Consider the following 12143-nt stretch of genomic DNA (forward strand, 5'->3'; position numbering starts at 1 on the left):
CGGGCGGTGATCTTGTGGCCGGAGGAGCCGGAGATCGGACCCGGTCCCCGATGGTCGGCCGGTAGCAGCGAGGCGTTCATTGCGGATAGGGCTGACGAGCCGGGCTCGGAAGCGGAACCGGACCGCCCGGGCGCCGAGGGCGAGGGCGCATGACCCGCTCATAGTGCGTAGGCCGGGGTTGCAGTGTAGTGCTCGGAGGCCCTAAGGAGAGGCCGAGCAAACGGCTGATCTCGCGGATGCCCTTGGCAGCGTCGGTGAAGTGGACGGTGGCCATGCCGAGTTCCTCGGCGACCGGGAGGTTCGCCGCGGTGTCGTCGGCGAAAACGCACTCGCGCGGCGGAACGCCGAGTTCGTCCGTGGCGATCAGGTAGATGGCGGCGTCCGGCTTCCGCGTTCCCGTGTCGCCTGAGATGACCACCGCGTCGAAGATGCTGTCCAGGTCATAGCCCGCGTACGGGTCATATTCTCCGTCGCCCCACGAATTCGACAGCAGGCCAACCCTGATGCCGGCGCCGCGGGTGCGCTGGATCAGGTTCAGGATTTCGGGCCGAGGACGCAGGCCGCCAAGTGCGCGGGTCAGCAGGCCGTGGTCATCGACGCCGAGGAGGCGGCCGATGGTCACCTCGAACTCGCGCTGGGACATCTTGCCCGCCTCGACGTCCTCGAAGGCGTGCCTGCCTTCCTGGTCGTCGCGCAGCACGCGGGCGAACGCACCGGGCTCAAGGCCCTCCCGGACGCAGAACGCGGACAGCTCCGCGAACAGGTCCGTGGTGACGACGCCGCCGAAATCGAGGATGAGGCCCTGGTAGCTCACGCGGTTCAGCTTAGAAGCCGACGACCGGAACGGGCTTGCCTCTGGGTTACCGGGCAGGGTTAACTTCGAATTGCCTGACGCATAGGCGTTTCTTCTCCGCGCTCCTGGCCACCGGTCACCACCCCTGACCGGTGGCCAGGTCCAGGCAGATCGTCACTTCCGAGAGCGGCGCTACGCGTCTGGTCTCATATTCTGGCTCGGTCTGGGTGAAGAAGGTGAGTCGTGGGGATTGACCTTGGCACCGGCGAGCCGACACGCCAGGCGGGGGCTGCCAGGAGTCCCTCCAGCCGGGCGGACAGGGCCTGGTTCTCGCCCGTGGCCTGGCTGGTAGCGGTCGTCCCCGGTGTGCTTGGCCTGATCACCGGCGGCTACCACGTCGGCCGGCCCCCGATCTGGGGTGACGAGGGCGTCACGAAGGCGATGGCGGCCCGCTCGGTCAGCCAGCTCCTTGCGACGATGCCGCACGACGACATCGTGCACGGCGCCTACTACCTGGTGGTGCACGCCGTAGAGACGGTCGCGGGCAGTTCCGCGCCGACCGTGCTCCGGGCTCCGTCCGTGGTCGCGATGGCCGTGGCGGCGGCCTTCACCGCGTTGATCGCGCGCCGCCTCGCCACGATCGCCGGATCGCCGTACCCCGCCGCCACCGGGCTGGCCGCGGGCGTGCTGTTCGCGCTGCTGCCTGCCGTGATCAGGTACGCGCAGGAGGCGCGGTCGTACGCCATCGTGACGATGCTGGCCGCGATCACCACCTATCTGCTGGTCAACGCCATCGAGGACGGCGGCCGGTGGTGGATCGGGTACGCGGCGGCGGCCGCGCTGACCGGGCTGTTCAACATCTTCGGGCTGCTCATCCTCGTCGCGCAGGGGGTGACGCTGCTGATCGCCACACCGGGCCTGCCCGGCGTGGCGGGGCGGCGGCCGGCTGGCGTGCTGGCCCGCTGGGTGCTGGCCGGGATCGTCGCGGTGGCCGTCCTCATCCCGATCGTGGCCTTCGCGTACGCGCAGCGCAACGCGATCTCCTGGATGACCGGCCAAGTGATCATCCGCAGCGCCGCCGTCAACCTGGCGCGCACGTGGGCGGGACCCGAGGAGCTGTTGTGGCCGGTCTTCGGCCTCGCGGCCTTCGGTGTCGCCGCGGACGCGGTCACCTGGCGGCGCGGCCGGCCGTCGGTGACGCCCGGCAGCGTCGCGCTGCCGTGGCTGGTGCTGCCGCCAGCGCTGCTGCTCGTGGCGTCGCAGGTGCACCCGGTCTACGACGGCAGGTACGTGGAGTACTGCCTGCCCGCCCTGGCCATCCTGGTGGCGTGGGGGCTCACATGGCTCGCCAGGCTGGTCACGGCCGCGGTACCGTCGCTGAGCCGAGCCGGGCTGGCATGGCTGGGCTGGCTGCCCGCTGCCGCGATCTTGATCCTGCTCGTTATCGCGCTCATCCCCGCGGACGCGAAGGTGAGCCTGCCGAGCTCGCGGCCGGACAACCTCGCGGGCGACTCCCAGATCGTCGCGGCCAACGCCAAGCCGGGGGACATCGTCTTCTTCATTCCGATGAGCTACCGGCCGGTCGAGGTGGAGTACCCGGCCCAGTGGCGGGGCGTTCGCGACATCGCGCTCGCACAATCCCCGGTGGCCTCAGACACGCTCTACGGCACCGACGTGAGCCCCGCCGAACTGCTGAAGCGGTTCACGCACGTCACACGGGTCTGGGTCTACACCCAGCCCGCGTACGCCGCCTACCTAGATTCCGCCAGGGCCACGCCGGTGGACAAGGAGGAGGTGTCGCTCGTCGCCCGAATGAAACTGGTTCGCCGGTGGGTCGACGGAGACAAGATGCTGATGCTCTATCAGACCAGGTAGTAGTCAGTAGCCTTACCTTGGATATACCTTCTTCAGAGCATTGGCTGGCGATGGAGGTTTCATGCTCGTACCGGGTGACTGGGTAGCCGTTGGTATCGACAATGGCGGTACTACGAACAATGGCACCGTTCTTACCTCGGACGGCAGGTTCCTCGTGGACACGATGGCGGAATTGCCCAGCCTCGTTCGCGAGGGCCCGGACAAGGCGATCCAGGCGCTAGTCGACGAGTTCGACAAGGTGCTCGGCATGACGGGCGTGCCAAGGGAGAAGGTGCTCGCGGTCGGCCTGGACACCCCGGGGCCGGCTAGCGCCGCGGGGGTCCTCGCCACCGGGGGCGCGACCAACTTCGGCCACGCCGGCTGGCACAAGTTCGACATCAGGGGCGCGCTCGAGGCGCGCCTCGGCATCCCTGTCGTGTACAACAACGACGCCAACGCGGCCGCGATTTACGCCCACCACGTGCGGCACGGCCCGGAGTCGGGCCGCCGCAGCTCAGTGGCCGCCATCGTCGGCACCGGACTCGGCGGCGGCGTGGTCCAGGAAGGGCGCATCGTCAAGGGCGCGGCCGGGATGGCCGGCGAGCTCGGGCACATGCCGATACCGATGGAGGGACTGCTCGAGGACGGCCAGCCCAGACCGTCGTGCAACTGCGGGCTGTTCGCCGACGCCGAGTCGGTCGCCTCGCTGACCGGGATAACGCGGAATCTGCTGCCGTACTGGCTGACGAGGTTCCCCGGCCACGAACTCGCCGGCGTGCCTATCGCCAAGGGCGCCAAGCTTGTCCGCGGCTACGCCGAACGGGGCGACGAGATGTCGCTCGCCATCTTCCGCCAGCAGGCCATGGCGATCGGGCAGGTGTTCTCGGTCGCCGCCAAGTTCACCGACCCCGACACGTACTTCGTCGGCGGCGGGGTGATCGAGGCGGCGCCGCACTTCCGTGACTGGTTCCTCGGCGTGGTGCGGGAGAACACGTCGCTGTACGCGGAGCAGGCCGAGCTAGCCGAGATCACCTTGGTCCCGGACCTCGACATGGCCGGGGCGCGGGGTTCCGCGATCGCCGCCGCCAAATGGGTTCAAGAGCGGTAAAGCGGCCCGGCCTTTAAGTTCCGTCGTCGCTGTCGCCTTTGTCTGGCGTGAAGATAAGCCCGCACACCTCGAGGTAAAGCTGCTCGGGATAGGGCAGATAGTCCACCTCGCGCAGCGCCTGCTCCTGGCCGGCCGACTCGACGATGAACTTGCCGTAGCCGAACACGCGGCCCCTTGCCGAGCGCTCGAAGCGCATATCCGTCACCTTGGTGAGCGGCAGCATGGCCACCGACTTGGAGAAAACGCCCGTAGCCAGCATCATGCGCTTGGAGGTTACTACGAAGTAATCGTCAAGCCATTCCCAGACTTTATAGAGCAGCCTGAGCACGACCAAGAGCCAGATCAGCCAGATGATCAGCAGCGCGAGGCCGTTATTCCGGGCGAGCGTAGTGGAGAGCAGGCCAGCGATCGCAAGTCCGGCAAGGACCTCGGCCACTGGCCTGATCAGCACCGCGGGGTGGAACCGAACGGTTATGACCTGCCGCTCGTGCGGCAGCAGGTGCTTGTAAACGGTGGCCGGTACCGTTTCGTTCGGTACGACCCTAATGCCCATTGCGAAATCCTAAAGGCTGGCAATGAAGTCTGAAAGACCGTGGGCGGCGCTGGTGAGAACATTTCCGATGTTGTGTACCAGATGTGCGGCGCTGGTCGGCTGCTGGATGATCCACCACAGGACGAATGCCACGGCCGCCCATGTCAGGACCGTCTTGAGCTTCACTGCCGCCTCCCTGGGAGCGCAGACATCTCCATTTTGCCAGTATCCCTTTATCCTAGCCCGAACCCGGCCTGGATGTGGCTCCAAGCCGGCGCGGTCCTCGCCTTGCTCCGTGCCTAACGGCTGCAGTATGCCCGGAACCTCGCGGCGCTACGCATGTGCCTAGTTGAGAGTATGCCGCGCCGCGGGGAAGCATGCAGCCGACGGCGGCTGACCGGAAGCAGCCACGCCGGCGAACGCGCACGGACCCGCTGGCCAGCCCGTTCCGCTTCCTTGATGTTCGGCTTCCTTGACGTTCCTCGATCTGACAAGATTCCCCCGTGCAGGGCATGCTTGGGGCATGGCGATGCCAGAGGTAAGCGAGACGGATTTTGCGATCATCGTCTTCCGTGAAGACGACCAGTGGGAAGCCGACGTGCTGCCGGAGACGGTCACGGCCGATCTCGCCGGACTCGTGCGCGTGCTCCGGCAACAGCCCAGCATCGCAGGAACGATCGGGCTCGCCGGGATCGACGACTACTTCTTCGTGGCGATCCGGGTGGTCGGCAGCCAGGTATCGGTGCTGCTGTCCGACATCGGGGCGGCGCTCGACTACCCGCTGGCGGAGCAGGTGCTTGAGTACCTCGACATCCCGGTCCCTGACGAGGAGGACCTCGACCAGGTGCTGCCGGCCGGGGACCTGTCGATCTTCGCCGACCTCGGGCTGGACGAGATGGAGCTCGCCGCCATCTGCAGCCGACTGGACGTCGACTCTGACGACGATCCGTGGGATCACGTGGAGGACGCCGTTGAATCCATCGCGGCCAGGCTCGGATTCGGGCTGGCGATGGAGCGCGCGCTCGACGTCGCCCTCGGCTCCTGACTAACAGTGCCGACCGGGTACGAGGCCTCGTTCGAGCCCGCGATGCGGGCCGCGCTCGCCGAGGCGGCGGCCGCGGCGGACGCCGGCGATGTCCCTGTCGGGGCGGTGGTCCTTGACGGCACGGGCTCCGTGATCGCCCTGGGGCGCAACCGCCGGGAGGCGGCCGCCGATCCGACGGCACACGCCGAAATCCTCGCGATCAGGGCCGCGGCTAGCGTCATCGGCTCCTGGCGGCTCGACGGCCTGACGCTTGTCGTGACGCTAGAGCCGTGCACGATGTGCGCGGGCGCGATAACGTCCGCCAGGCTGAGCAGGCTGGTGTACGGCGCCGCCGATCCGCGGGCCGGCGCGGTGGGCTCACTCTGGGACGTGGTGCGTGATCAGCGGCTCGTGCCGGTTCCTGAAGTCATCAGCGGAGTGCTCGAAGCCGAGTGTCTGAATACAATCCGAACTTTTTTCTCGGAACGGCGCTAGAACTCAGCTCGTTGTTAGTGGCGAAGGTCAGGTAAGCTCACCGGCGGTGGAGTCGCCTAGTGGCCGAGGGCGCACGCCTCGAAAGCGTGTGAGGGGGCAACCCCTCCGTGGGTTCAAATCCCACCTCCACCGCCAGGGCTTAGATCCGCACGGCACGCGTGCGAGGGGTTCGCGTGCCATGGCGAGGAGTGTTAGTGCTAGAACCGCAGGGAACGCTATTCTTCCTGCTGCTGATAGTGGCGTTTGGTGCCCTCGTCATCTGGCTCGTCCTCACCAAGCAGGTCGTCTTCCGGGTGCTGGCCGCGTGCCTGGCGTTCATCCCGGCCATGGTGTTCGGCATCGCGGCGGTGAACAAGTACTACGACTACTACCAGACCTGGGGTGCGCTGTTCAGCGACCTGTCCGGGCAGGCGCAGTCGATCCCGCACCTGTCGGCCGCCAGCCTGAAGCGCGACGGCTCGCTGCGGCAGCAGATCAGCAGCACCAACGCCGGGCTCGACGCCCAGTTCGGCGCCCTGTTCAGCACCACGGTCACCGGTCCGCGCAGCCACATCACCAGGCAGGTGTACGTTTACCTGCCACCGCAGTACTTCGCCAAGGCGTACGCGAACTACAGATTCCCGGCCATCGAGCTGCTGCACGGTGCCCCAGGGCAGCCGGCCACCTGGGTCAACGTGATGAACGTGATCCCGATCTACCTGAACCTGCTCGCGGAGCACAAGGCGTCCCCGGCGGTGCTCGTGATGCCGGACACCGACGGCGGCCTGCAGTACTCGCTGCAGTGCCTCAACGACCCGCACGGCCTGCAGGACATGACCTTCGTGGGCACGGAGGTCCCCAACTGGGCCGCCGCCAACCTCCGCGTACAACGGCCAGGCCTGATGTGGGGCATCGCGGGCTATTCGGAGGGCGGCTTCTGCGCCGCCAACATCGGCTTGCAGGACGCGCACAGGTTCGGCTATGTGGGCGTGGAAAGCGGGTACTTCGCGCCAGACGCCAGCCAGGTGCCGACCGGCGGGAGGGCCGGCGGCAAGCCACACGACATCAACGTGTTCGCGCATGACAAGCGGCTGCTGGAGATCAACACCCCTGACGAGTACATCCAGAACGTACCGGTCGGGGTCCCGCAATTCTTCCTCGCCGCGGGCGCCGACGACCTGTCCGACGTGCAGAACGCGGAGTACTTCAGGCAGCTGCTCCTGCTGCGGGTCGCCGACGTGCCCCCTGTGGACATCGTGAGCGGCGGGGGACACCAGGCCATGGTCTGGCGGTCAGGGCTGACCCCGATGCTCGAGTGGATGACCGCCGGGCTGTCCTGGCAGGTCCAGCACTTCGCGGCGGCCGAGGCCGGCAAGCAGCCCACGGCACACCACGCGCACTCCGCTCGCAAGGCGAACGATCTGGCGCCCAAGACGGCTCACACGGCGGTCCCGCGCGCGACGGTCTGACGGCCGGATAACCCCGCCGGAGGTGCGAGACTGTGGGGCATGAGTGATCTCGCACCTCGGTTCCGCGCGTTGCTCGACGCGTTCGCCTCGTACAAGCCCGGCAAGGTCCCGGCCGCGGTAGCGGGGCAGGCGCACAAGCTGTCGTCCAACGAGTCGCCGTACGGGCCTCTCCCGTCGGTCGCTGAGGTGATCGCCGAGGCGGGTCGCGGCGTGAACCGTTATCCCGACAACGGAGCGGAAGCGCTGACCGCAGCGATCGCGGAGCGGTTCGGCGTGCCCGCCGAGCACATCGCGGTCGGGTGCGGGTCGGTGGGGGTCCTCAAGCAGCTTGTCGAGGCGGTCAGCGATCCGGACGCCGAGGTGCTCTACGCGTGGCGGTCGTTCGAGGCGTACCCGCCGCTCGTCGCCCTCGCGGGCGCCACGTCGATCCAGGTGCCGCTGGCAGACGAGACGCACGACCTGGCCGCCATGGCGGCCGCCGTCACGCCGCGGACCAGGCTCGTCCTCGTCTGCAACCCGAACAACCCGACAGGCACGGTCGTAGGCCGCCGGCAGCTCACCGAATTCCTCGACCAGGTGCCAGGAGACGTCCTGGTCGTGCTCGACGAGGCCTACCGAGAGTACATCCGCGACGAATCGGTCCCAGACGGCGTGGACCTGTACCGTGACCGGCCCAACGTGGCCGTGCTCCGCACGTTCTCCAAGGCGTACGGGCTGGCCGGGCTGCGGGTTGGTTTCCTGATCGGGCACCCGCCGGTCGCGGACGCCGTACGGAAGACGATGCTCCCCTTCACCGTGAGCTCGATCGCGCAGGCGGCGGCGGTAGCGTCGCTCGCCGCGGAGGCGGAACTCCTTGAGCGCGTGGAGACGGTCGTCAAGGAGCGCGACCGGGTGCGGTCGGCGCTGCTCGCGGACGGCTGGACCGTGCCGGTCACGGAGGCCAACTTCGTCTGGCTCCGCCTTGGTGAGCACACCGCCGCTTTCGCGGCGGCCTGCGAGGGGTCCGGCCTCGCCGTCCGCCCCTTCGCCGGCGAGGGCGCCCGCGTCTCGATCGGCACCCCGGCAGCTAACGATGCGTTCCTGGCGACCGCCCGCGCCTTCCCGCACCACACGTAGCCATTCTGCTACCCTCCGGGACGGCGGCCGGGTAAGTTAAGCCACGAGGGCACATGGCACACGTGAGGCACTGGTCCATGGCCGCGGGGCTGGCACTCGCGGCGCTGCTGGGTGGCTGCACCTCGGGAGGCAGTGCTTCGGGGGGCAGTGCTTCGGGGGGCAGTGCCGGGGGACAGGCCAGCACCCCCGCGGCCGCGGGCTACTGGACGCACAACAGGCTGCTCGGCGCGCAGCCCTCGCGCGATTGGTCACTGCCGAAGCTGCCGTCCCCCGGCGCCACGCCCACCGCGCAAAATCCGCTGCTGGCCGCGCCGCGGGTCGGTGCGCTCTTCACCCACGACGCGAGCGGCGACCACTTCTGCACGGCGAGCGTCGTCGCCAGCCCCGGGCGCGACTTGCTGGTCACGGCGGCGCACTGCATCCACGGCGGCAAGGGCGGCGGCTACAAGTCCGACATCGTGTTCATCCCCGGTTACCATAACGGCGCCACGCCGTTCGGGGTGTGGACGCCGCGCAGGCTGCTCGTCGCCCCGCAGTGGGCGGCGTCCTCTGACCCGGACTTCGACGTGGGCTTCGTGGTGCTCCAGCCGCTCGACGGCAAGAACATCGAAGAAGTCCTCGGCGCCAACCAGATCGGCTTCGACGCGGGGTTCGACCACCTGGTGCGGGTCACCGGCTACCCGGCGAGCGCAGACGCCCCGGTGACCTGCATGAACCGGACCAGCCAGCAGAGCGCGCGCCAGGTCAGGTTCGAGTGCGGCGGGTTCTTCGGCGGCACCAGCGGCAGCCCGTGGGTAACCGGTTTCGACCCGCGAACCCGCACCGGCACGATCGTCGGCGTGATCGGCGGCTACCAGGAGGGTGGCGACACGGACGCCATCTCCTACAGCGCGTACCTGAACAGCGACATCCGCCAGCTCTACGAGCAGGCCGCCGCGACGGGCTAAGCCGGGCCCAGTCGCGGGCTAGCTTACGATGGCCGGCTCGTGTTCCTCGGCGCTGACGTCGGCGCCGAGCGCGGCGAACCGCTCCACCATCGTCGCGTGGCCGCGGTCGATCAGGTAGCCGTTGGACACCAGGGTCTCGCCCTCCGCGGCCAGGCCCGCCAGGATCAGCGCCGCGCCGCCGCGCAGGTCGTGGGCGGTGACCTCGCAGCCGTGCAGCCCCGCTGCCCCGTGCACGATCGCGACGTTGTTGTCGATCTCGATCTTGGCGCCCATCTTGTTCAGCTCGGGCACCAGGGTGTACCGGCCGTCGAAGATCGTTTCCCGGATGTAGCTGGCGCCGTCGGCCATCGTCGCCGCCGCCATGATGGGCGACTGGAGGTCGGTGGCGAACCCCGGATACGGCGATGTGACCACGTTGATCGGCCGCAGCGGCCGCTCGCGCCTCACCTGAAGCACGGCGCCCTGGGATGCGAACTCGACGCCCATCTGCTCCAGCTTCCACCGGACCACTCCGAAGTGATCCAGGTTCGCCCCCACCAGGTTGATCTCGCCGCCCGCGGCGGCCGCGGCCATAGCGAACAAGCCGGCGTCGATCCGGTCCGGCATCACGGTGTGCTCAACCGCCGTTAGCTCGGAAACTCCGTGCACGGTGATGAACCCGGTGCCGCCGCCGCTGATGTCCGCGCCCATCCTGGAGAGGAACGCGATCACGTCGAGTACCTCGGGCTCTTGCGCGGTGTTGTCGATAATCGTGGTGCCCGGCGCCAGCGACGCCGCCATGATCAGGTTTTCTGTGCCGGTGTGTGACGGCGTGTCTAGGTACAGGTGCGCGCCGCGCAGCCCGGCTGGCGCCGTGATCCTGATGACCGAGTCACCCTCGTCCACCGTCGCGCCGAGCCGCGCGAAACCGCGGTAGTGGAAGTCCAGGTTCCTGCTGCCCAGGTTGCAGCCGCCGATGCCCTCAATGACCGCTTCGCCGAACCGGTGCAGCAGCGCGGGCACGAACAGCACTGAGGCGCGGGACCGCCGGGCGATCTCCGCCGGGAGCACCGGGGACGTCAGCCGCGAGGCGTCCACGACTAGCGTGCGCTCCGGCTCATGGAACTCGACAAGGGCGCCGACCGCCTGCGCGAGCTCGATGGCCCGCCGCACGTCTTCGATGGGCGGGACGTTCCGCAGCACGGTCCGGCCCTTCGACGTCAGCAGCGACGCCGCGATCATCTTGAGCGCCGCGTTCTTGGCGCCCTGGATGAAGACCGTCCCGTGCAGGGTCGTGCCGCCGCGAACGCGGTAGCGGGTCTCGGTGCCCTTGGTCATGTGGATGGACTCCTGTCCGAGGGGTAACGACGAGAACGGCGCGCTACACGAGCACACCCGTGCGAATGCGTTGTCCAGTATGCCATCCGATGCGCGTGCTCACGTGAGCCTTGAGACACGGTCAAACACGCCGCCGAGCCGGCCGACGTACCGTTCGGCGTCAAATGCCCGGTCAAGGGCCAGCTCATCGATGGCCATGTTCCTGCTCTTGCCCTGGGCGAGCAAGGCATCACGGAACGGGGTCTGGTTGTCCCAGGTGTCCATCGCGGCGGCCTGCACGAGGGCGTACGCGTCCTCCCTGGACATTCCGCTGCTGACCAGCTCGAGCAGTACTCCAGAGGAGTACAGCAGGCCGTTCGTGAGATCCATGTTCGCCCGCATCCGCGCGGCGTCCACGACCAGTCCTTCCACGAGCCCCGTGGTCAAGTGCACCAGGTAGTCCGTGGCGATCGCGGCGTCAGGAAGCGCGATCCGCTCCACGCTGGAATGTGAGATATCCCTCTCGTGCCACAGCGGTATGCCTTCGGTGACCGGAGTCACGTATGACCTCACCACCCGCGCCAGCCCGCAAATCCGCTCGGAGCGGATCGGGTTCTTCTTGTGCGGCATCGATGACGAGCCCTTCTGGCCGGACCTGAACGGCTCGGCGAGCTCGCGCACCTCGGTCCGCTGCCCGTGCCTGACCTCGAGCGCCACCGCTTCGCAGACCGTGGCGAGCACGGCCAGCGCGGACACCCACTCGGCGATGCCGTCGCGCATCACCACCTGGGTAGCCGCGTCGGCGGCGCGCAGCCCGAGCGCGGGCATCACCTCGGCCTCGATGGCCGGGTCGATGTTGGAGTAGCTGCCCACCGGCCCCGACAGCTTGCCGACCGCGACCGCCTCCCGCGCCCGCCGCACCCGGTCCCTGGACCGCGCCGCGGCGAACGCGAAGTCGGCGACCCGGTGGCCCCACAGGTCCGGTTCGGCGTGCACGCCGTGGGTCCGCCCTGAGCGCAGCGTGTTCCGGTGGGCGAGTGCGTGATCACGCAGCGCCGCGACCAGGCGGTCCGCCTTCGTCACGATGATGTCGGTGGCCTCAGCGAGCTGGACGGCGAGCGCGGTGTCGAGCAGATCGGAGGAGGTCATCCCGTAGTGCACGTAGGCCGCCGCGGACCGCGGTTCGGTATTGTCCGCCCAGGCGGTAAGGAACGCGATCACGTCGTGTTCTGTCACGGCTTCGATCGCTGCCACCGCTTCGGGGTTGGGAGGAGGCGCCGAACGGACGGGGCCGACTGCCGAGGCGGGCACTGTTCCCGCCCGCGCGTGGGCCTCGAGCACCAGCGTCTCCACCCGGCACCACAGCTCGTACTTGTGAGCGTCGCTCCACACCTGCCCCATCTCGGGCAGCGTGTACCTCTCGATCATGCCTTAACCGTAGCCTGCTCTAGGACCAGCGCGGCTGCGACGATGGCCGTGAGCAGCGCGATTCCTGCCGCCGCGTCCACCGCCGTGGCGACGGGCCAGGCC

Annotated in this window: 12 protein-coding genes and 1 tRNA gene; 8 read left to right on the plus strand and 5 right to left on the minus strand. The window is 68.5% G+C overall.

What is annotated here, in order from left to right:
- Nucleotides 1-76: 76 nt before the first annotated feature.
- Complete coding sequence (locus WA805_RS20115; RefSeq protein WP_425243098.1) at nucleotides 77-814, minus strand: HAD family hydrolase; 738 nt, start codon at nucleotides 812-814, stop codon at nucleotides 77-79.
- 222 nt (nucleotides 815-1036) lie between these two features.
- Between WA805_RS20115 and WA805_RS20120 the strand changes: the two genes are divergently transcribed.
- Together WA805_RS20120 and WA805_RS20125 are read left to right on the plus strand one after the other, a co-directional pair.
- Nucleotides 1037-2668, plus strand: a complete 1632-nt coding sequence (locus WA805_RS20120; RefSeq protein WP_425243099.1) for a glycosyltransferase family 39 protein — start codon at nucleotides 1037-1039, stop codon at nucleotides 2666-2668.
- Between the two features lie 61 nt (nucleotides 2669-2729).
- Entirely contained in the window at nucleotides 2730-3755 is a 1026-nt protein-coding gene (locus tag WA805_RS20125) for an ROK family protein (RefSeq protein WP_422285604.1), read from the plus strand.
- A gap of 13 nt (nucleotides 3756-3768) precedes the next feature.
- On the opposite strand, the gene WA805_RS20130 is transcribed toward WA805_RS20125, so the two are convergent.
- Nucleotides 3769-4308, minus strand: a complete 540-nt coding sequence (locus WA805_RS20130) for a PH domain-containing protein (RefSeq protein ID WP_422272101.1) — start codon at nucleotides 4306-4308, stop codon at nucleotides 3769-3771.
- 9 nt (nucleotides 4309-4317) lie between these two features.
- Nucleotides 4318-4473, minus strand: a complete 156-nt coding sequence (locus tag WA805_RS20135) for a hypothetical protein (RefSeq protein WP_422272103.1) — start codon at nucleotides 4471-4473, stop codon at nucleotides 4318-4320.
- A gap of 337 nt (nucleotides 4474-4810) precedes the next feature.
- On the opposite strand from WA805_RS20135, the gene WA805_RS20140 reads away from it, so the two are divergent.
- The 6 genes from WA805_RS20140 to WA805_RS20165 all read left to right on the plus strand — a co-directional run bounded on the left by WA805_RS20140 (nucleotide 4811) and on the right by WA805_RS20165 (nucleotide 9317).
- Nucleotides 4811-5332 (plus strand): tRNA adenosine deaminase-associated protein, encoded by a 522-nt coding sequence (locus WA805_RS20140; RefSeq protein WP_422285509.1) that lies wholly within the window; start codon nucleotides 4811-4813, stop codon nucleotides 5330-5332.
- Between the two features lie 42 nt (nucleotides 5333-5374).
- A complete protein-coding gene (locus WA805_RS20145) occupies nucleotides 5375-5806 on the plus strand; it encodes a nucleoside deaminase (RefSeq protein ID WP_425243100.1) in 432 nt (143 codons plus the stop codon).
- Between the two features lie 45 nt (nucleotides 5807-5851).
- A tRNA-Ser gene (locus WA805_RS20150) sits at nucleotides 5852-5941 on the plus strand.
- A gap of 59 nt (nucleotides 5942-6000) precedes the next feature.
- A complete protein-coding gene (locus tag WA805_RS20155) occupies nucleotides 6001-7254 on the plus strand; it encodes an alpha/beta hydrolase (protein WP_422272107.1) in 1254 nt (417 codons plus the stop codon).
- A gap of 39 nt (nucleotides 7255-7293) precedes the next feature.
- Nucleotides 7294-8370, plus strand: a complete 1077-nt coding sequence (locus WA805_RS20160; protein ID WP_424560268.1) for a pyridoxal phosphate-dependent aminotransferase — start codon at nucleotides 7294-7296, stop codon at nucleotides 8368-8370.
- 53 nt (nucleotides 8371-8423) lie between these two features.
- A complete protein-coding gene (locus tag WA805_RS20165) occupies nucleotides 8424-9317 on the plus strand; it encodes a trypsin-like serine peptidase (RefSeq protein ID WP_424560267.1) in 894 nt (297 codons plus the stop codon).
- An 18-nt stretch (nucleotides 9318-9335) separates the two neighbouring features.
- Here the strand turns inward: WA805_RS20165 and murA are convergent, their stop codons facing one another.
- Nucleotides 9336-10634, minus strand: coding sequence for a UDP-N-acetylglucosamine 1-carboxyvinyltransferase (murA, locus tag WA805_RS20170; protein ID WP_422337264.1), 1299 nt, complete (start codon nucleotides 10632-10634; stop codon nucleotides 9336-9338).
- A 99-nt stretch (nucleotides 10635-10733) separates the two neighbouring features.
- The gene (gene purB, locus WA805_RS20175; protein ID WP_422272115.1) at nucleotides 10734-12041 is read right to left on the minus strand and encodes an adenylosuccinate lyase; all 1308 of its coding nucleotides are present in this window, start codon (nucleotides 12039-12041) and stop codon (nucleotides 10734-10736) included.
- Between the last annotated feature and the right edge of the window lie 102 nt (nucleotides 12042-12143).

The sequence above is a fragment of the Trebonia sp. genome (assembly GCF_049794275.1).
Taxonomy (GTDB): Bacteria; Actinomycetota; Actinomycetes; order Streptosporangiales; family Streptosporangiaceae; genus Trebonia.

What these genes read in the sequence shown, in the direction of transcription:
- WA805_RS20125 (WP_422285604.1), top strand. Translation starts at nt 2,730, where the DNA reads ATGCTCGTACCGGGTGACTGGGTAGCCGTTGGTATCGACAATGGCGGT.
- WA805_RS20130 (WP_422272101.1), bottom strand. Translation starts at nt 4,308, where the DNA reads ATGGGCATTAGGGTCGTACCGAACGAAACGGTACCGGCCACCGTTTAC.
- WA805_RS20140 (WP_422285509.1), top strand. Translation starts at nt 4,811, where the DNA reads ATGGCGATGCCAGAGGTAAGCGAGACGGATTTTGCGATCATCGTCTTC.
- WA805_RS20145 (WP_425243100.1), top strand. Translation starts at nt 5,375, where the DNA reads ATGCGGGCCGCGCTCGCCGAGGCGGCGGCCGCGGCGGACGCCGGCGAT.
- WA805_RS20160 (WP_424560268.1), top strand. Translation starts at nt 7,294, where the DNA reads ATGAGTGATCTCGCACCTCGGTTCCGCGCGTTGCTCGACGCGTTCGCC.
- WA805_RS20165 (WP_424560267.1), top strand. Translation starts at nt 8,424, where the DNA reads ATGGCACACGTGAGGCACTGGTCCATGGCCGCGGGGCTGGCACTCGCG.
- murA (WP_422337264.1), bottom strand. Translation starts at nt 10,634, where the DNA reads ATGACCAAGGGCACCGAGACCCGCTACCGCGTTCGCGGCGGCACGACC.
- purB (WP_422272115.1), bottom strand. Translation starts at nt 12,041, where the DNA reads ATGATCGAGAGGTACACGCTGCCCGAGATGGGGCAGGTGTGGAGCGAC.